At 73.0% G+C, this 19175-nt stretch carries 17 protein-coding genes; 2 read left to right on the forward strand and 15 right to left on the reverse strand.

Going from position 1 to position 19175, the window contains the following annotated elements; genetic code table 11:
• Window positions 1-20 precede the first annotated feature (20 nt).
• Entirely contained in the window at window positions 21-2435 is a 2415-nt protein-coding gene (locus WA762_RS04150; RefSeq protein ID WP_335932963.1) for a DEAD/DEAH box helicase, read from the forward strand.
• Window positions 2436-2439: 4 nt separating this feature from the next.
• Here the strand turns inward: WA762_RS04150 and WA762_RS04155 are convergent, their stop codons facing one another.
• The 3 genes from WA762_RS04155 to ligD form a co-directional block, all read right to left on the reverse strand.
• Window positions 2440-3564 carry a multicopper oxidase domain-containing protein gene (locus WA762_RS04155; protein ID WP_335932965.1) on the reverse strand — a complete coding sequence of 375 codons (1125 nt, stop codon included), beginning with the start codon at window positions 3562-3564 and terminating at the stop codon, window positions 2440-2442.
• Between the two features lie 467 nt (window positions 3565-4031).
• Window positions 4032-5111 carry an ABC transporter permease gene (locus WA762_RS04160; protein WP_335932966.1) on the reverse strand — a complete coding sequence of 360 codons (1080 nt, stop codon included), beginning with the start codon at window positions 5109-5111 and terminating at the stop codon, window positions 4032-4034.
• Window positions 5108-6118, reverse strand: coding sequence for a non-homologous end-joining DNA ligase (ligD, locus tag WA762_RS04165; RefSeq protein WP_335933027.1), 1011 nt, complete (start codon window positions 6116-6118; stop codon window positions 5108-5110). Before ligD ends, WA762_RS04160 begins: the two co-directional genes overlap by 4 nt.
• A 97-nt stretch (window positions 6119-6215) precedes the next feature.
• Here ligD and WA762_RS04170 point away from each other — a divergent pair, with 97 nt between their 5' ends.
• Window positions 6216-7280 (forward strand): ATP-dependent DNA ligase, encoded by a 1065-nt coding sequence (locus tag WA762_RS04170; RefSeq protein ID WP_335932967.1) that lies wholly within the window; start codon window positions 6216-6218, stop codon window positions 7278-7280.
• On the opposite strand, the gene WA762_RS04175 is transcribed toward WA762_RS04170, so the two are convergent.
• The 12 genes from WA762_RS04175 to WA762_RS04230 all read right to left on the reverse strand — a co-directional run bounded on the left by WA762_RS04175 (window position 7266) and on the right by WA762_RS04230 (window position 19172).
• Window positions 7266-8477, reverse strand: a complete 1212-nt coding sequence (locus tag WA762_RS04175) for a lytic transglycosylase domain-containing protein (protein ID WP_335932968.1) — start codon at window positions 8475-8477, stop codon at window positions 7266-7268. The genes WA762_RS04170 and WA762_RS04175 overlap by 15 nt on opposite strands.
• A gap of 22 nt (window positions 8478-8499) precedes the next feature.
• The gene (locus WA762_RS04180) at window positions 8500-9357 is read right to left on the reverse strand and encodes a hypothetical protein (protein WP_335932969.1); all 858 of its coding nucleotides are present in this window, start codon (window positions 9355-9357) and stop codon (window positions 8500-8502) included.
• 44 nt (window positions 9358-9401) lie between these two features.
• Window positions 9402-9932, reverse strand: a complete 531-nt coding sequence (locus WA762_RS04185; protein ID WP_335932970.1) for a hypothetical protein — start codon at window positions 9930-9932, stop codon at window positions 9402-9404.
• 76 nt (window positions 9933-10008) lie between these two features.
• On the reverse strand, window positions 10009-10740 hold the full coding sequence (locus WA762_RS04190; protein ID WP_335932971.1) for a hypothetical protein: 732 nt from the start codon (window positions 10738-10740) through the stop codon (window positions 10009-10011).
• A gap of 19 nt (window positions 10741-10759) precedes the next feature.
• Window positions 10760-11278 (reverse strand): hypothetical protein, encoded by a 519-nt coding sequence (locus WA762_RS04195; protein WP_335932972.1) that lies wholly within the window; start codon window positions 11276-11278, stop codon window positions 10760-10762.
• A complete protein-coding gene (locus WA762_RS04200; RefSeq protein WP_335932974.1) occupies window positions 11275-12531 on the reverse strand; it encodes an MlaD family protein in 1257 nt (418 codons plus the stop codon). The genes WA762_RS04195 and WA762_RS04200 overlap by 4 nt, the downstream gene beginning before the upstream one ends.
• Complete coding sequence (locus WA762_RS04205) at window positions 12528-13844, reverse strand: MCE family protein (protein ID WP_335932976.1); 1317 nt, start codon at window positions 13842-13844, stop codon at window positions 12528-12530. Before WA762_RS04205 ends, WA762_RS04200 begins: the two co-directional genes overlap by 4 nt.
• Window positions 13841-15019 carry an MCE family protein gene (locus tag WA762_RS04210; RefSeq protein WP_335932977.1) on the reverse strand — a complete coding sequence of 393 codons (1179 nt, stop codon included), beginning with the start codon at window positions 15017-15019 and terminating at the stop codon, window positions 13841-13843. Before WA762_RS04210 ends, WA762_RS04205 begins: the two co-directional genes overlap by 4 nt.
• A gap of 1 nt (window position 15020) precedes the next feature.
• The gene (locus tag WA762_RS04215) at window positions 15021-16040 is read right to left on the reverse strand and encodes an MCE family protein (RefSeq protein WP_335932980.1); all 1020 of its coding nucleotides are present in this window, start codon (window positions 16038-16040) and stop codon (window positions 15021-15023) included.
• Entirely contained in the window at window positions 16037-17068 is a 1032-nt protein-coding gene (locus tag WA762_RS04220) for an MCE family protein (protein WP_335932982.1), read from the reverse strand. Before WA762_RS04220 ends, WA762_RS04215 begins: the two co-directional genes overlap by 4 nt.
• Entirely contained in the window at window positions 17065-18369 is a 1305-nt protein-coding gene (locus WA762_RS04225) for an MCE family protein (RefSeq protein WP_335933029.1), read from the reverse strand. The genes WA762_RS04220 and WA762_RS04225 overlap by 4 nt, the downstream gene beginning before the upstream one ends.
• Entirely contained in the window at window positions 18369-19172 is an 804-nt protein-coding gene (locus WA762_RS04230; protein ID WP_335932983.1) for an MlaE family ABC transporter permease, read from the reverse strand. The genes WA762_RS04225 and WA762_RS04230 overlap by 1 nt, the downstream gene beginning before the upstream one ends.
• Window positions 19173-19175: the final 3 nt, after the last annotated feature.

The raw sequence follows: 19175 nt of genomic DNA on the forward strand, positions 1-19175 counted from the left end.
CGCGGACAAGAGGAACGCAGATGACAGAGTCCGGACCGGCTCGGGCCGGGGCACTCACGGGGCGGGCCGCCCGGGAGCTGCTGGAGCGGGCCGAGGGGCTGCTGGCCTTGGCGCGCGCGGTGCTGGCCGACCACGCGGGCGCCGTCGACGCCGTGCGGGCGGCGCTGGCCCCGCTGCTGGACGCCCTGGTCGCCCCTGAGCTGGCCGTCATCCCGGTCTCCAGGCTGAAGGACGTCACCGAGGGCCGGCTTCGGCTCGGCGCCCTGGAGCAGGCCGGTTTCACGACGGTCGGCCAGGTCCACGCGGCGAACCGCTACGAGCTCCGTCAGCTTCCCGGCATCGGCGCGCAGACGGCGGACCAGGCCCTGGCGGCGGCCGGTCAGATCGCCCACGCCGTACGGGACACGGTCGGGGTCCGGATAGACGTGGACGACCCCGACGAGGCGACGACCGCACTGGTCAAGGCGTTGCACCGGCTGGTCGAGGCCGGTCCCGACGCCCGCCGGGCGGTGGACGCGGCGGGACGGCTCGTGGCGCGTCTGGAGCCGTTGTCGGCGACGGCGGGCCCGGCCCGGGGGCGGCTGCGGCTGCTGTTCTCCGGGCGGCAGTCCCGGGCCCGGGCGCTGGAGGCCGTGGTCGCGGTGCGCGACGTCGTCGACGAGGCGACGGGGCGCGGGCTGCCCCTGCTGTTCGGGCAGGTGTCGGCCGATCTGCTGCGGGAGGCGGACTCCGACCTCGCGGCCTGGGTGGACTTCGAGGTGCGGTCCGCCGAGTACTACAGCCTGCTCGCGGAGATGTCGGGCACCGGGCCGGACCGGGACGCGGCCGAGGGGTTCATCCCGTCGCAGATCGCCGACCGGGTGCGCGGCCTGCGCCTGGACGACGCGCATCTGCGGGTCTCGCTGCGCGGATACCAGTCGTTCGGGGCCCGGTTCGCGCTGGCGCAGAAGCGGGTGATCCTCGGTGACGAGATGGGGCTGGGCAAGACCGTCCAGGCCATCGCCGCGCTCGCGCACCTCGCGGCGCGCGGCGAGACGCACTTCCTGGTGGTGTGCCCGGCGAGCGTCCTGATCAACTGGGCGCGCGAGGTGCGGGCCCGCTCCACCCTCCGGGCCCTGCCCGTGCACGGCCCGGAGCGGCAGGGCGCGTTCGCCGAGTGGCGGGAGAGCGGCGGGGTCGCCGTCACCACCTTCGACGCGCTGCACACCCTGCCGGCGCCCCGGGACTGCGGGATGAACCCGGGCATGCTGGTGGTCGACGAGGCGCATTACGTCAAGAACCCGGAGACCCGCCGCTCCCGTGCGGTGTCCGGCTGGACGCGGGGCACCGAGCGGGTGCTGTTCCTCACCGGCACGCCCATGGAGAACCGGGTCGAGGAGTTCCGCAGCCTGGTCCGCCATCTCCAGCCCGAACTCGCGCCGTCGGTGAGCACCCTGCACGGGGCCGCGGGTTCGCACGCCTTCCGCAGGGCCGTCGCCCCCGCGTATCTGCGGCGCAATCAGGAGGACGTGCTCACCGAGCTCCCGGCGCTGGTGCAGGTCGACGAGTGGGAGCAGCTCAGCGAGGAGGACCTCACGGCGTACCGGGAGGCGGTGGACGCCGGGCAGTTCATGCGGATGCGCCGGGCGGCGTACGCCCGGCCCGCCGCCTCCGCGAAGCTGCACCGGCTGCGCGAACTGGTCGCGGAGGCCGCCGAGAGCGGGCTCAAGGTCGTGGTGTTCTCGTACTTCCGCGAGGTGCTCGACACCGTCGGGCGGGCGCTGGGACCGGAGGTGTTCGGGCCGCTGGCGGGTAACGTGCCGGCCGCGCGGCGGCAGGAGCTGGTCGACGGATTCGGCGCCGCCGACGGGCACGCCGTGCTGCTGAGCCAGATCCAGGCCGGGGGCACCGGGCTCAACATGCAGGCCGCGTCCGTCGTCATCCTCTGCGAACCGCAGATCAAGCCGACGATGGAGCATCAGGCGGTGGCGCGCGCGCACCGGATGGGGCAGATACGGACCGTCCGGGTGCACCGGCTCCTCGCGACCGACAGCGTCGACGAGCGGTTGCTGGAGATCCTGGCCCGCAAGGAGCGGCTGTTCGACCTGTACGCGCGGCGCAGCGACGTCGCCGAGACGACGCCGGACGCCGTGGACGTGTCGGACGGGGCGCTCGCCCGGCGCATCGTCGAGGAGGAACAGCTGCGCCTCGCCCGGACGGCGGCCGACGGCGCCGGTGCCGCCGCGCTGCCGGGACCCGCCCGGTCGCCCGAGGCCATCGGCGCCGGGGAGACCGACGGGGCCGCCGGTGCGGCCGGGACCGCGGAGGCGCACGGAACTGCCGGGACCGCCGGTGCGGCCGGGGCCGCCGAGGCGAAGGAAACCGCCGGAACCGCCGGAACCGCCGGGACCGCGGAGGCCACCGGGACCGCGGAGGCCGCCGGGCGGGACGGCTGACGGGTCAGGTGCGGGGGCCCGCCGGTTCGCGGCCGGCCCCGGCGGGCGCCTCCCCGCCCGGCCGCTCCTTCCCGGGGGCGGCCTTGCCGGTTCCCGGCCGGTCCGGGGCCGCCTTGTCCGGGGCCGTGCTCCCGGAGGGGGTCTTGTCCGGCGCGGGGGCGGTGTGGGTCGCCGCGTCGTGCGGGTCGTAGCCCGGTACGGTGCCGTCCGGCTTGGCGACGAGCAGCAGCCCGACCATGCCCATGTCGGCATGGCTCTGCACATGGCAGTGGTACATCCACGCCCCCGCGCCGACGCGTTCGCCCGCGATGATCTGGAAGCCGAAGGACTCCGCCGGTCCGACGGTCTTCGTGTCGACGAGGCGGCTGTGGTCGTCCGGCCCCATGAGCAGACCGGTCCGGTTGTCCGCCCAGCGGTGACCGTGGAGATGGAAGGTGTGGAAGTAGTCGCCGTGGGTGATCATCACCACCTCCAGCCGCTCCCCCACCGTGGCGTGGAAGTCGGGCGCCTGGTGGGCCGGCCTGTTGTTGACCGTCGTGTCGTTGAAGACGATCGCGATCGTCCTGTCCGGGCGGACGTCGCCCCTGCGACGGACGATCAGGGGACCGTACAGGCCCTTCCGGATGCCGGTGGTGCCGTGGTCGGTGCCGACGGCGTGGTCGTGGTAGTGCCAGTAGCCCGCGCTGCCCGGCTGCCAGGTGCCGTCCCGACGACGGCCCGGGGTGTGGGTGCGCCAGGTGTAGGTGCGGGTGCCGCCCGGCTCGACCGTGCTCCGGTTCAGCCGGGTCCCGTCGCTGGCGACGTCGTAGTCGACGCCGTGGGCGTGCAGGCCCACCGGCACGTCCATGGCGTTGTGCAACTCGATGTGCAGGGTGTCGCCCTCGTTGAGCTCGATGAGCGGCCCGGGGATCGTCGCCCTGCCCTTCTCCAGGCCGTAGCCCATCTGACCGTCCGCCATCTTCTCGGCGTACAGCTTGAGATGGCGCACCTCGCCGCCGGCCGGTGCGGTTCTCGGCGGGAGCTCCGCCGAGCGGGCCTCGACCGCGTCGAGCGACAACGATGTCACCCCGACTGCGGCCGCCACCCCGCCGCCCACCAGGAATCTCCGGTTGAAGCTCCTTCTGTCCATGATGAACTCCCCACTGCGCTAAGGAATTGACGGAGTGCTTGCGAACGTGACCGGATCGCGAGGCCGCCCGGGATCGCCGGGCGGCGGCCCGTCACCAGGCCGCCCCCGATCGGGAGACTGCGGAGATTACGGAGGTTACGGCGCATGCGGCGGCTCAGCGGTAGCCGGAGTCCGGCGGGGCGCGGCTGCCCCTCGGACGGCCCACACCGCGGCGAGGGTTCCCCTCTCGTCCATACCCTGGACGGAGTTCGTCCCATGGCCGCCGTGGTCACTGGCGGGCTACGAGAAGAGGTCCGACCTCGTCCGCTGTTGCAGCGACCGCAGGACTCGCGCTGTCGCCGCCGGGCGGCGGCGCGCCTCCGGCCGCCTCGGGCTCCGGGTGCACGGCGCCGCGGGTGTGATCGCCTGCCGGGACATCCGGATCAAGGAGCTGTGGCGGCGCCCGCCGGGCCGCCTCGGGCCCGGGCTCAGCCGGCCGCGGCGGCGTGCCGGGGCATGTGGTCGCGGCCGCCGGGGTGCCGGTGGCGCCACACCCAGAACACCGTGCAGGAGACCAGTGCCCAGCCGGCGAGCACCAGATACGGGAAGAGGAACTCGTGCCCCCGGTAGTAGACGGCGGTGTGCTGGGCGTTGACCGAGGCGCCCGGCGGGAGCCAGCGGCCGATGTGCCCGAGCACCGACGGCAGCAGCGGCCAGGACACCGCCCCGCCGGAGGAGGGGTTGCCCAGCAGCACCATCAGGCTCCAGGTGGGCAGCATCGCCCAGCGCCCGATCAGGGTGTTGAACATGGTGAAGACCATGCCCGAGGTGAACATGGTGAACGCCAGAATCAGCCAGGAGTGGACGAACGGCAGGTCCAGGGCGCCGAGCAGCCAGTCGACGACCGCGGCGACGGCGAACGCGCCCAGCAGCGAGTACCCGACGGTGAAAGCGATTCGTTCCAGCGGTGACAGCGCCTTGGCGTGCACGCTCAGCTGGATCGCGCCGACGAAGCCGACGATCACCGCGGCGAGCGAGATGTAGAACAGGGCGAGCCCGTGCGGGTCGCCCTTCTGGAGGGGTTTGACGTCCCGGACCGTGACCGGCACCCCGGTCGTGGCGCCGACCTTCAGCGCGGACTCGGTGAGCAGCTGGGCCACGGTGGCGCCCGAGGCCCCGGCGACCTCCAGGCGGACCCCGCGGCCGCCGGCGCGCATGATCGCGAAGACCTCCTGCCTCTCCAGCGCCTGCCGGGCGCTCGGCGGGTCCGGGTAGGCGTGGATGACGAGCGAGGCGTCGAGCGCCTTGTCCATCGCGGCGACGAACTCCTCGCCCCGCGCCGACTCCGGGCGGCTGACCACGGCGGTCGGGATGCGGTGCGGGGCCGGGTTGGCCATCGCGTAGGTGTAGGAACCGGCGAAGACCCCGGCGGCGGCCGCGAGGATGAACAGCAGCACGGTCGCCGGGAGGTAGGGCGACTTCTTGTACGCGGCCCATTTCTCGCGGGCGTTCAACGGCCGGCCGTGTGCCCCGTGCGGTGCGGAGGGCTCCAGGTCGGATGCGCTCATGCGCCGCCGTCCTCGTCGCGCCGGGCCCGGCTGGGCTGGACTCGTCTCGGCTCGCCGGGCATCTTCGGGTACTCCGGCGGGTACGGCAGGTCGCCGAGCCCGCGGTCCCGCTCGTCCCGGTCGGCCAGTTCCAGCAGGGCGTCGAGCCGGAAGGCCTGGTCGTCCATGTCGGCGTGCACGTCGCCGAGCTCCGCGTAGCGCTTCGGCATGGTCCGGATGTCGAAGTCGCGCGGCCGGGCGTCGTCGAGCTCCTCCCAGCGCAGCGGGGCGGAGACCGGGGCGTGCGGGTGCGGGCGCACGGAGTAGGCGGAGGCGATGGTGCGGTCGCGGGCCGTCTGGTTGTAGTCGACGAAGATCCTCTCGCCGCGTTCCTCCTTCCACCAGGCGGTGGTCACCCGGTCCGGCATCCGGCGTTCCAGTTCGCGCCCGGCGGCGATGGCGGCGCGCCGGACCTCGGTGAAGGTCCAGCGCGGTTGGAGGGGGACGAAGACATGGACGCCCCGTCCGCCGGAGGTCTTGGGCCAGCCGCGCAGCCCGTGGCCGTCGAGTACGGAGCGCAGCTCGTGGGCGGCGCGCACCGCGTCCGCGTAGTCCGTTCCGGGCTGGGGGTCGAGGTCGATGCGCAGTTCGTCCGGGTGGTCGGTGTCCGTGCTCCGGACCGGCCAGGGGTGGAAGGTGAGCGTGCCGAGATTGGCCGCCCAGAGGACGGCGGCGGTCCCGGTGGGGCAGAGTTCGTCGGCGTGGCGGCCGCTGGGGAAGGTGATCCGGGCGGTGGGGATCCAGTCGGGGAGGTTCCTCGGGGCCCGCTTCTGGTAGAAGCACTCGCCCCCGACGCCGTCCACGAAGCGCTGGAGCGTGGTCGGCCTCTCGCGCAGGGCGCGGGTGATGCCCGGGCCCACGGCCAGGAAGTACTCGGCCACGTCCCGCTTCGTGTAGCCCGGCTCCGGGAAGTAGACCTTGTCCGGACTGGACAGCCGGACGGTCCGCCCGTCCGCCTCCAGCTCCACCGCTCTGCCCGCTGCACCCATGACGATCACGGTAGGCCGGGGGCGCATATGCCGCACATCGGGAGAAACAATCCCGCCCTCGGGTGAGAATCGGACCATGGATCTGCCGGTGATGCCTCCCGTGAAGCCGATGCTCGCCAAGTCCGTCACGACGATCCCGCCCGGCATGCAGTACGAGGCCAAGTGGGACGGCTACCGGGCGATCGTGCACCGCGACGGCGACGAGGTGGTGATCGGCAGCCGCACCGGGAAGCCCCTCACCCGCTACTTCCCCGAGCTGGTGACGGCGGTCCGGGAGAGCCTGCCGCCGCGCTGTGTGGTCGACGGCGAGATCGTGGTGGCGTACGACGGCCGGCTGGACTTCGACCGGCTGAGCGACCGGATCCATCCGGCGGACTCCCGGGTGCGGCTGCTCGCCGCGCGGACCCCGGCCAGTCTGGTCGTGTTCGACGTCCTGGCGGTGGGCGACGAGTCGCTGCTGTCCCTGCCCCAGTCCGACCGGCGGACCGTGCTGGAGGCGGCCCTGTCGGCCGCCTCGCCGCCCGTCCATCTGGCCCCGGTGACCACGGACCCCGAGGTCGCCCGGGAGTGGTTCGAACGCTACGAGGGCGCCGGGCTGGACGGGGTGGTCGCCAAGCCGCTCGGTCTGCCGTACCGCCCCGACACCCGGGTGATGTACAAGATCAAGCACGAGCGGACCGCCGACTGCGTGGTGGCGGGGTACCGCCTCCACCGCGGCGGCCCGGGGGTCGGCTCGCTGCTGCTGGGCCTGTACGACGCCGGGGGCGTGCTCCAGCACGTCGGAGTGTGCGCGGCCTTCTCGACGCGTCGCCGCCAGGAGCTCGTCGAGGAGCTGGAGCCGCTGCGCGTCGCCTTCGCCGCGCATCCGTGGGCGGCGTGGGCGGACGCCGAGGCGCACGGGACCGCCCGGCTGCCCGGGTCGCGGAACCGCTGGTCGGGGAAGAAGGACACGTCATGGGTGGCGCTGCGCCCGGAGCGGGTCTGCGAGGTGGCCTACGACCACATGCAGGGCGACCGTTTCCGGCACACCACCCGGTTCCGCCGGTGGCGGCCGGACCGCACCCCGGAGAGCTGCACCTACGCGCAGCTGGAGGAGGTGGTGCGGTACGACCTGGCCGAGGTGCTGTCAGCCGGCGGCTGAGCCGGACGGGGTGGCGCAGGGTTCCTCGCCGGCGCCGCGCTCCGGATCCGCCGACGGGCTCGGGGACGTGGTCGCCGACTCCTCCGGACCGGGCGACGGGGAGCCGGTCGGGCAGCCGGGGCCGGGCGACGCGCCGGGGTCCGGGGTCGCCGGTCCGCTGCCGGTGGGGTCGGGGGAAGCGCCCGGCCCGGTGGGGTCCGGGGTTCCGGTGGGGTGCGGGGAACCGGTGGGGTGCGGGGAACCGGTCGGGGTGGCGGACGGTTTCGGGGACGCCGACGAAGAGGGGCCCGGCGAGGCGCCGGGCTGCGGCCCGACGACGATCTCGCCGCCCGGCGTTCCGGGTCCGCCGACCGGCCGGGTCGGCGCGTGCGGGCCGCCCGCGCCGGGACTCCTCGGGACGACGCCCTTGCCGTCGGCCACCGGGTGGACGCCCTTGCGGTAGAACTCCAGCCAGGACAGCACGGTCCGCAGATAGGTGTCCGAGTGGTTGTAGGCGAGGATCGCCCGGTCGAGATCGGCCTTGGCGGACAGGTCGCGGGACCCGGCGCAGAGATAGGCTCCGGCGGCCAGGGCGGCGTCGTGGACGTTGTTCGGGTCGCGCCGCCCGTCCCCGTTGCCGTCCCTGCCCCAGTGGGCCCAGGTGGAGGGGATGAACTGCATCGGGCCCACCGCGCGGTCGTACCGGCGGTCCCCGTCGTAGACGCCGTGGTCGGTGTCCCGGATCCGGGCGAAGCCGGCCCCGTCCAGCACCGGGCCCAGGATCGGGGTGAGGGTCGTGCCGTGGACGTCGACCCTCCCGCCGCCCGCGTGCCCGGACTCGACCTTGCCGATCGCCGCGAGCAGCTGCCACGGCAGACGGCACCCGGGGGCGGTGCGGCGCATCGTGGCCTCCGCCCTGCGGTAGGCGGCGAGCACGGTGGTGGGGATGCCCGCCTCGGCCCAGGTCCGGGCGGCGGCCGGGCTCTGCTTCACTCCGGGCCTGGGCGCTCGGGGCGTGGCCGGCGGCGGGAGTTCGGTGTGGTAGGAGTCGTCGTTGGGCGCCTGGGACCAGATCACCTCCTCGGCCTCCTGCCGCTCCTTCGCGGTCCGTTCGTGGCGGACGGTCAGCGGCGCCTGGGACGCGGTGAGCGCGGCCATCGCGGCGACCGCGGCCGCGGTGCCGCCGATCCTCCGTCGGGTGGTGCCGGTCAGCCTCATGTGTGCTCGCCTCTCCCCCGGGTCACCGGGTGAACGTGTCGATGGCGGCGATCCGCCAGCTGCCGCCGCGCCGGACGGCGTCCACGGCGAACATGGCCGCCGCGTAGGTCGTCTCCTCGGACGCGCCGGTGCGGGTGTTGCGCTGGTCGGCGTAGATCAGCAGCCGGGCGCGGTCGCCGTCGAGGAGTTCCACGCCGCTGTCGGTGACGGTCGTGGTGAGGACGAGCTTCTGCTTCTGCCCCTGCGCCCGTACCTGGGCGAGCATGTCCCGGTGCTGCTGGACGGCCTTGCCGACCAGGTGGGTCTTCGCCGCCTGCTCGGACTTGGCGGCGGCGGCGTAGTTGTACGAGAAGACCGCGCCGACCGCCTCGGAGATCTGGCCCTTGACCTCGCTGGTTCGGCCGATGTCGGTGAGCGCGGTGTTCTGCCTTGAGGGGTCGTCGCGCAGGCTCGCCGCGGAGCCGAAGGCCCAGGCGGCGAAGGCCCCGAGGAGCACGGTGAGGGCGCAGAGCACGGCGGGCAGGCCGGCCCGGAGGCGGGACGGCCGTCTCCTCCCCGTCGACGTGCCGGGCTCCTCCGCCCCTCGGGCCGCCTCCCGCGCGCCGGCGTCGTCGGAGGAGGTGTCGGAGGTGTCGTCGGAGGTGCTCTCCCCGGCACCGGAGCCGTCGGGCCCGCTCTTCCCGGCACGGGATCCGGGCGCGCCCTCGCCGGGCCCGGCGCCGGCCGCGCCGTCGTCCTCCGCGGCCGGGGCGCGGCCGGGCTCGGCGCGGGGCGCGCCCGGGTCCGCGGGGCCGCGGGACGGTGCGGCGGCCGCGCCGCGTTCCGCGGCGACGGTGGCCAGCCGGCGACGGCGGTTGACGAGGTGACGGGTGGTCGACATGTCCGGGGGTCCTCTCGGTGACGGGGGTGGGAAGGCCGGGGGCGTCAGCCGGCCGTGTCGCCGACCGGCGCCTGGCCGAGGGCGTTGAGTTTCCACCCCTCGGGCGTGCGGGTGAGCTGCCCCAGCATCCGGCTCTCCTTCACCGCGGGTTCGCCCTTCGGGGCGGTCACGATGATGCGCAGCGCGACCATCACCGACGCCTTGCCGGCCCGCTCGTCGAGTTCGGTGACCGCCCCGGACAGCACCTTGGCGGTGCTCACGGTCTGCGCCGCCCGGATCTGCTTCTCGAACCCGCCGCGCCCGTCGACGAGTTGCTTGTGCAGGTCGCCGGTGGTCGAGTCCTCCCAGTCGTCCAGCCCCTGGCCCAGCTTCCGGTGGTCGAGGGTGTTCATGTTCTGCACGGCCTGCTCGCCCGCGGCCAGGGCGTCGTCGCGGGTGCGCGCGTAGGCGGCGCCGTCGTCGTGCGCGGCCCCGTACCAGGACCAGCCGCCCCAGACCGCCGCGCCGGCCGCCGCGACCGTGAGCGCGACCGCCGCCGCGATCAGGGGGTTCCTCGTCGTCCGTACCCGTGCCATCGCTGTCTCTCTCCTGCCGGCTGAACTGGGCTGAGCGGTGGTTGCCGCGGTCTGCTGTCGGACGGCCGTTGGGCCGTCATCGGGACACGATGTCGACGATCTGCCAGTGTCCGCCCCGCAGTTCGGCGGTGACCGACAGCTGGGCGGTGGCCGTGGTGGCGGGTTTCCCCCGCCGCTCGTAGACCTGGTCGAGGAAGACCAGCAGATGGGCGCTGGTGGCGGAGAGCCGGGTGACTCCGGTCCGTACGACATGGGTGGTGAGCGTCAGCCGCTGGTCCTCGGCCTGTTTCTCGACCTGGCCGAACAGGGCCGCGTACTGCTGGAGCGCCTTTCCGCCCAGGAGCCGTCCCGCGGACTCCTTGGTGGCGCCGGTGCTTCCCGGCCCGTAGGAGAACACCTTGCCGAGGGCGCTGCTGACGTCTCCGGTGACCCTGGCGGTCGACGCGGTGTCGGTCAGCGCCAGGTTGTCGGTGGCGGGTGTGTCCCTCAACTGCTGGGCCCTGATGAGGAATCCGGCACCCGCCGCCACCAGGGCGACGACCAGCAGCACCACGGCGCCCGTGCGGAACCGGCGGCCGACGGGCCGGGCGTCCCCCGCCCCGTCGCCCGCCTCCGCCGTCCCTGCCTCCGCCGTTCCCGTCTCCGCCGGGGCGGCGTCGTCGGCGCCGGCCTCTTCGCCGGGGACCGCTTCGGGGTCCGCGCCGGTGTCGGTCCCGGAGGCCGCCTCGGGGTCCGTCCGGTGCGGGCGGGGGTCCGCCGCCGCCTCGTCCTCGTCCGGGGTCCCGACCCGTTCGTCGGTGCTCACCATCGCCGTCCTCCCCCGCTCCTCATGCCGCACCGACCGGAATCGCGGTGAGCGCCTTGACCTTCCAGCCGTCCGCCGTACGGGCCAGCGTGGCCTCGAAGCGCTTGCGCTCGGTGCCCGCCGGGCCGGTGCGCGGGGTGATCCGCACGTCCACGGTGGCGATCAGCCCGGCGGTGCCCGCCCGCTCGTCGAGCGCGGTGAGCGCGGCGTCGGTGACGGTGCCGCGCGCCGTGCCGCCGTTCCTGCGGAGCTCGTCCGCGTCCTTCTCGCGTGTGCGGGCGAGCTGGTCGTGCAGCGGACCGGTGGAGACGTCGAGCCACTGCCGCAGCCCGTCGTCCACGCTCCGGGCGTCCGTGCCGTCCAGGCTGTTCAGCCGGGCGAGATGGTGCCTGCCCGCCGTGAGCGCGGCGTCGCGGCTCTTGGCGTAGGCGAGGGTGTCGTCGCCGCGCGCCCGCGCGTACGACCAGCCGCCGAGCGCGCAGACCAGCACGGCGACGAGTACGGCCGCCCAGCCGCCGAGGCGTGCGGTGCGCGCGCTCACCGGCCGGCCTCCAGTCCGAGCAGGCCGGACATGTCCCGGGGGGCGGGCGCGGTGTCTCCGGTGGCTCCGAGCGCGCCCGGGAGCACGCCCCCGGCGTCGGCCCCGAGACGCAGCGACCCGGGTCGGGCCGGCGCGGGCAGCGGTCCGCCCGTCGGCGCGTTCGCGCTGCCGCGCACGTTGACGCCGGTGCCGGGCGAGGAGGTGCAGCGCGCCTTGGTGTTGACGGCGGGGCCCGCCGAGGTGTCGAGGCCGTTGCGGTAGGTGGTGCCGCCGTATCCGGCGGTGCAGGGCAGCGGCTCGAAGAAGGTGACGGACATGCCGAACCTGGCGCCGTCCTCGTCGACGGCGGTGGCTCCCGCCGCGACCACGGCGGGCAGTTTCACCAGGAGTTCCTCGATGCCGCGCTGCCGGGTCACGGCGACCTCGGAGGTCGTCAGGAGGTTCGCGACGACGACGCCGAGGCCGGGATCGAGGTCGCGCAGCAGTCCGCTGATCTGTCCGGTGGCGTCGGGGGCGGCGGCGATCAGCTTCCGCAGGTCGGCGTCCGAACCCTTGAGCTGGGCCGCGAGCCGGCGGGCGCCGGAGGCGAATCCCTTGAGCGCCTCGCCCTGTTCGGCCTGGGTGCGCAGTACCACCTGGCCGTCGGCCATCAGCTTGGTGTTGACGGGAAGCGCGTCGTCGGCGGCCCGCACGAAGTCGCTGCCGGTGTCCAGGAGGACCTGGAGGTCGTCGCCCCGGCCGGTGAAGGCGGCGCCGAACTCGTCGACGACGGTGCGCAGCGACTCCAGGTCGACCGATCCGGCGAGCGCGTCGACGCTGGTGAGGATGTCGGTCACGGGCGCCGGGACGGTGGCGTCGGCCTGGTAGACGACCGAGCCGTTCGCCAGGTATGGCCCGCCGGTCCGGGTCGGCCGCAGGTCGACGTACTGCTCCCCGACCGCGGACAGGTTGGCCACGACGGCCTTCAGTCCGTCCGGGATGGGCGGGGCGGACTTGTCGATCCGCAGCTCGGCCTCGACGCCGTCGTCGGTGAGTTCGATGGGGCCGACCCGCCCGACCGAGACGCCCCGGTAGGTGACGTTGGAGTGGGTGAACAGGCCGCCGGTCCGGGGAAGTTGGAGTTTCACGGTGTAGTAGTCGCGCAGGCCGACGTAGTGGCCGAGGTCGGCGTACCGGACTCCGAGGTAGCCGAGCACCAGGACCGCGATGATCAGGAAGGCGATGTTCTTCAGCCTGATGGCGAGGGTGATCACCGGTTGCTCCCCTCCGAGGGCGACGGCCGGTCCGGGGCCGGGGCCCCGTCCGGCGATGACGGGGACGTGCCCGGGGCCGCGGTGGCCGGTGCGGTTCCCCGGGGTGTGCCCGACGGGGTCGTGCCCGGGGTCTCCGGGTTCGTCGGCGCCGTCGCGTCCGGGGTCCTGGAGACGGGCGCGGTGACCGAGGGGAGCGGCAGCGGCAGCCCCTGTCCGGCCGACGGCACGGCCGCCGCGCGCGCCCCGGCCGCCGACACCGCGTCCGGGTCGAACGCCGGGATGATCTGCGTGCCGGGCACGGCCGTCAGGTCGAGGTAGACGTTGAGGTAGTCGCCCTTCACCCCGCGCAGCACCTCGTCGGTGAACGGGTAGGTGAGCAGCACCTGGAGGGAGTCGGGCAGGTCGTTCCCGGAGTCCGCGAGCGCCTTGAGGGTGGGGGCGAGGGCCTTGAGGTCGGCGATGGTGTCGGCCTTGCTCTTGTTGACGGTGTCGACGGCGACGGTGGAGAGGGTGTCGAGGGCCCGGAGCATGGCCAGCAGTGAGCCGCGCTGTTTCTCCAGGACCTTCATGCCGGGGCTGAGGTCGGTGAGGACCTTGCCCACCTGCTGTTTGCGGGTGGCGAGGGTGGTGGAGAGCCGGTTGACGCCGTCGAGGGCCTCGGTGATGTCCTCCCGGTGGTCGTCGAGATCGCTGACGAGTGTGTCGAGCCGGTCGAGCATCGACCGGATCCTGGGCTCGTTCCCGGCCATCGCCTTGTTGAGTTCGGTGGTGATGGTCTTCAGCTGGTTGATGCCGCCGCCGTTCAGGAGCATCGACAGGGCGCCGAAGACCTCTTCGACCTCCGGGTTGCGGTTGGTGCGGGAGAGGGGGATCCGGTCCCCGTCGGAGAGGGAGCCCCGTGCGGTGCCCCGTGCGGGCGGCGAGAGCTGGATGTACTTCTCGCCGAGGAGGCTGGACTGCTCCAGGTGGGCGTAGGCGTTGGCGGGCAGCTCGACCTTCGCGTTGACCCGCATGGTGACCCGGGCCTGCCAGCTGCCCGGCACCAGGTCGATCCCGGTGACGCGGCCCACGGCGACGTCGTTGACCTTCACCGAGGACTGCGGGGAGAGGCTGAGGACGTCCCCGAAGTCGGCGGTGATCTCGTAGGGGTGGTCGCCGAGGTCCGCGCCGCCGGGCAGGGGAAGTTGCTCGATGCCGGAGAACTGCGGGGCCCCGCAGCCGGTGAGGACGAGGGCGCAGACGACGCCGGCCGCCACCCGGGCGGTGGCGCCGGCGCCCGCGAGCGCCCCGGGCGCGCGGTTCCTCCCGCTCATCGGCCGGTCCCCTTTCCCGCGTCGTGACCGGACGCGTTTCCCGCGTCGTGACCGGCCGCGCCGGTCTTCGCGGTCTTCCCCGGGGCGTCGGCTCCCGCGGGGGTGCCGTAGACCGTGCCCACCGCCGGCAGCGGCAGTGCGGGCAGCGCGCGGCGTCGTGCGGCGTCCACCGGGGAGAGTCCGCGCAGCGCGGCGGACGCGCCGGTGAGGGGGCCGCCCATGCTGAGTTCGTTGAGGTCGGTCCGCCCGTTGAGGGTGCGGTTCTTCGGGTCGTAGGCGTTCAGCACGTTGCCCGCCGAGAGCGGGAGGACGTCGAGGGACTCGGCCAGGGAGGCCCGCTGGTCGACGAGGGACTGGGTGAGCGGGACCAGCGCGTCCACGTTCTTCTTGAGCGCGGAGCGGTTGTGCTCGATGAAGGTCTTGACCTGGCCCAGCGCGGTGCCGAGCTCCTTGAGCGCGGCGCCGAGGTTCTTCCGGTCGTCGGCCAGGAAGCCGGTCACGGAGTCGAGTTGCTGTTCGGCGGCGCGCACGTCCCCGTCGTTGTCCTTCAGCATGGTGGTGAACGTCTGGAGGTGGGAGAGGGTGTCGAAGAGGTCCCCGCTGCTCTTGTCGAGGGTCTTCGTCGCCTTGCCGAACTGTTCGATGGAGTCCCCGATGTCCTTGCCGTTGCCCTTGAGGTTCTCGGCGCCGGTGTCGAGGAGCCCCGCGAGCGCGCCCTCGGAGTTCGCCCCCTTTGGACCCAGCGCGGTGGCGAGTTCGGTGATGGAGTCGTAGAGCTGGTCGACCTCGACCGGCGTGGCGTTGTGCGCGGCGGGCAGTTCGGCGCCGTCGGCGAGCAGCGGCCCGCCGGTGTAGGCGGGGGCCAGCTGCACGTACCGGTCGGCGACCAGGCTGGGGGCGACGACGACGGCGTGCGCGTCCTTCGGCACCTTGACGCCCCGGTCGACGCGCAGCACCACCTCGACCTCCTTGCCGCGCGGCTCCACCGACTGGACCCTGCCGACCTTCACACCGAGGATCCGCAGGTCGGATCCGGCGTAGACGCCGGTCGCCCGGTCGAAGTACGCGGTGACGGTGCTGCCGCCGCGGTCGTCCAGGGCCATCACCCCGGTCGTGGCGGCGACGGCGACGACGGCGAGTCCGGCGCCGACGCCGATGATGCGGGTGGTTCTCATCTCAGTGGCCGCCTTCCTGCCGGGGAGGCATGCATCCGGTGGCCGGCGGGGTGTCGGCGGGCAGGTAGTTCCTCGGCACGACCCCGCAGACGTAGTTGTCGAACCAGCGGCCGTTGCCGAGGGTGTTGCCGACGAGCCGGTTGTACGAACCGGCGAGCGACAGCACCTGGTCGAGGCTCTTGCGGTTCTTTCGCAGGACCGCGGTGACCCGGCCCAGCGCTTCGAGGGTCGGCCCCAGCTGCTTGTCGTTGTCCTCGACGAGTCCGGTGAGCTGGGTGCCCAGGTCCCGGGTGCCGGTGAGCAGCAGGTGGATCGAGTCGCGGCGGGCCTGGATCTCGCCCAGGAGCAGGTTGCCGTCCTCCAGCAGGGTCTCGATGCTGCTCTTCTTTCCGGCGAGGGTCCGGGTCAGCTGCTTGCTGCTCCTGAGCAGGACGGCCAGTTGCGCGTCGCGTTCGGAGACGGTCCTGGAGAGCGCGGAGAGCCCCTCGGCGGCGCTCTTCACGTTCGGCGGGGAGTTCTTGAAGGTGGTGGAGATGGTCTCGAAGCTCTTGGCGAGCTGCCGGGTGTCGATCTCCCCGAGGGTCTCCCCCAGCCCGTCGAACGCCTGGGTGACGTCGTACGGGGAGGTGGTGCGGCTCGTGGTGATGCGGTCGGCGGGGTCCTGCGGCCGGTCCCCGAGCGGGTCGACCGCGAGGTACTTCTCGCCGAGGAGGGTCTTGACGGCGATGCCCACGGTGCTGGAGTCGCCGATCCAGGCGTCCTTCACCCGGAAGGTGACCTTCACCCTGGCGCCGTCGAGGGCGACCCCGGTGACCTTGCCGACCTTCACGCCGGCGATCCGCACCTCGTCGCCCTCGGTGAGCCCTGCGGACTCGGTGAAGTCGGCGCTGTACACGGTGCCGCCGCCGATGAAGGGCAGCGAGTCGGCCCGGTAGGCCGCGAGTCCGACGAGGGCCAGGACGAGCAGGCCGACGACGCCGACGGCGACGGGGTTGCGTTCCCGCACGGGTCTGATCCTCATGACAGGCACCTCGGCTGGGTGATGGCGATGCCGGTGGGCGGCGGGCTGCCGTCGCTGGTCGTCACGCCGGTGACCCTCGCCTCGCAGAGGTAGAGGTTGAGCCAGGAGCCGTAGGAGGCGAGGCGGCTGATGGCCGTCATCTTGGCGGGGGTCCTCCGCAGGAAGTCCTCGATCTTCGGCGAGTTGTCGGCGAGCCGGTCGGAGAGGCGGCCGAGCTGGGCGATGTCGTCCTTGAGGGGCCCTCGTCCGTCGTCGAGGAGGTCGGCGGTGACGGTGGTCAGGGCGCCCATCGCGGTGACCGCCCGGCCCAGCGGCTCGCGGTCGCCGGCGAAACCGGTGACGAGTTTCTGCAGTGTGACGACGAGGTCGTTGAAGCCCGCCTCGCGGTCGTTGACGGTCTTCAGGACCGTGTTGAGGTTCTTGATCACCTCGCCGATCACCTTGTCCTTGGCGGCGACGGTGCCGGTCAGCGAGCCGACGTGCTGGATGATGCTGTCGACGGTGCCGCCCTCGCCCTGGAGCACCTGGACGATGGAACCGGCCAGTTTGTTGACGTCCGGCGGGGAGAGCCCTTCGAAGAGCGGCTGGAAGCCGTTGAAGAGCTGGGTGAGGTCGAGGGCCGGTGTGGTGCGGGAGAGCGGGATGGTGGAGCCGGGGGCGAAGTCCTCGCCGACCGGTCCGGCGCCCCGGTCGAGGTCGATGTAGCGCTGGCCGACCATGTTGAGGTACTTGATCGAGGCGGTCACCGACGCCGGGAGCCTCCGCCCCTTGCGTACGGTGAAACCGACCTCGGCGAGCCGTCGGTCCGCCACCTCGATGGACTCGACCTGCCCGACCTTGACCCCGGCGATCCGCACGCTGTCGCCGACGACGAGTCCGGTGGCGTCGGTGAACCTGGCCTTGTACGAACGGGTGTCCCCGACACCGGTGTTGGCGATGGACAGGGCCAGCACGCTGGTGGCCAGCGTCGTGACCAGGACGAAGACGATCGACTTCGCGAGCGGGCCCGCGAGGGAACGGCGCTTCACTTGAGCTTCACCTCCGCGCCGCGGAAGGCCGGGCCGATGAGCACGCTGCTCCAGTCGGGCAGGTCCCGCGGCTGGACCTTCAGTGAGGGAGCGACCAGCTCGTTGACGAGCCGGCTCTCCTGCCGGGAGTTGGGCATGCCGAGCGGGGCGTCGGCCGCCGGGACCTCTTGGGGGGCGCCGGGCGCGGAGCCGGCCGCAGGCCCCCGGTCCGCGGCGCGGACGTCCGCGGTCGGCACGGTGTCGCCGACGTACGGCAGCGAGTAGCAGTGCGGGCCACCGGTCGCGTCGTAGACCGGGGTGTCCCGGCCCGCCACGTACTTGCCCTTGGAGGGCACGGTCTTCAGGGTGACGTGCAGCCCCGGCTGGTTCGTTCCCTTGCCGAGCGCCTTGTCCATCGCCGGGACGAAACCGGCGAGGGTGCGCAGGGTGCAGGGGAACTCGGAGGAGTACTTCGCGAGGGTCTCCAGGGTCGGCCGGCCGGTCGCGGAGAGCCGGATGAGGTTGTCCTTGTTCTTCCGCAGGAAGTCGGTGACGTCCTGGGCCGACGCGGTCGTCGAACCGTACAGATCGGCCAGGCCGGCCTCTTGTTCGGCGAGGGTGCCGCTGGTGGTGGTGAAGTCGGTGAGCGCGTCCAGGACGTCGGGGGCGGCGTCCGCGTAGACGCTGCTCACCCTGACGAGCTCCTTGATGTCGGCGTTGAGCGTGGGCAGTTGGGGATTGAGCTTCTTCAGGTGGGCGTCGAGCGTGACCAGGGTGTCGCCCAGTTTCTCGCCCCGCCCCTGGAGCGCCTGGGAGACGGCGGTGAGGGTGGCGGAGAGCTTCTGCGGCTGCACGGCGGTGAGCAGCGGCAGGACGTCGTCGAGGACCTGTTCCAGTTCGATGGCGTTGCTGGAGCGGTCCTGCGGGATGGTGTCGCCCGCCCTCAGGGGCTTCGAGGAGGGGACCTCGGGCGGCACGAGGGCCACGAACCGCTCGCCGAAGAGGGTGGTGGGCAGCATCTGGGCGGTGACGTCCGACGGGATGCTGCCCAGCCTGTCGGGCCGGATGGCGAGGGTGAGCCGGGCCCCCTTCCCGTCGGCCTCGATGGCGCGGACCTGCCCGACGACGACGCCGCGGAGCTTCACGTCCGCGTTCTGGTGCATCTCGTTGCCGACGCTGCCGGTGCGCACGATCACGGTGGCGTCGTGGGTGAAGTCCTTGTTGTACACGGCGACGGAGGTCCATACCAGCGCGACGGGCACCAGCAGGAAGCCGACCCCGGCGAGCCGGCGGCGGATCGTGCCCGTCTTCGTCGTCTGCATCATCCGGCCACCTTCACGGTCGTCGTGGCGCCCCAGATGGCGAGCGAGAGGAAGAAGTCGGTGACGCTGATCAGCACGATGGCGTTGCGCACCGACCGGCCCACGGCGATGCCGACTCCGGCGGGCCCGCCCTCGGCGCGGAAGCCGTAGTAGCAGTGGGCGAGGATCACCATCACGCTGAAGACGAGCACCTTGAGCACGGAGAGCAGCACGTCGTCCGGCGAGAGGAAGAGGTTGAAGTAGTGGTCGTAGGTGCCCTCGGACTGCCCGTTGAACAGGACGGTGACGTAGCGGGACGCCACATAGGACGAGAGCAGTCCGATCGCGTAGAGCGGGATGATCGCGACCACTCCGGCGATGACCCGGGTCGTGACGAGGTACGGCATGGACCGCACTCCCATCGCTTCGAGGGCGTCCACCTCCTCGTTGATCCGCATCGCCCCGAGCTGGGCGGTGAACCCGGCGCCGACGGTCGCGGAGAGGGCGAGCCCGGCGACCAGCGGGGCGATCTCGCGGGTGTTGAAGTAGGCGGAGATGAAGCCGGTGAACGCGGACGTGCCGATCTGGTTGAGGGCGGCGTAGCCCTGGAGGCCGACGACCGTGCCCGTGAAGAGAGTCATGGCGATCATCACGCCGATGGTCCCGCCGACGACCCCGAGTCCGCCGCTGCCGAAGGCGACCTCGGCGAGGAGCCGCTGCACCTCCTTGAGGTAGCGCCGGAGGGTGCGCGGGATCCAGACCAGCGCGCGCAGGTAGAAGGTGAGTTGGTCGCCCGAGCGATCCAGCCAGCCGAGCATGGACATCGT

The sequence above is a fragment of the Streptomyces tyrfis genome (assembly GCF_037034285.1).
In the GTDB taxonomy this organism is placed as follows: domain Bacteria; phylum Actinomycetota; class Actinomycetes; order Streptomycetales; family Streptomycetaceae; genus Streptomyces.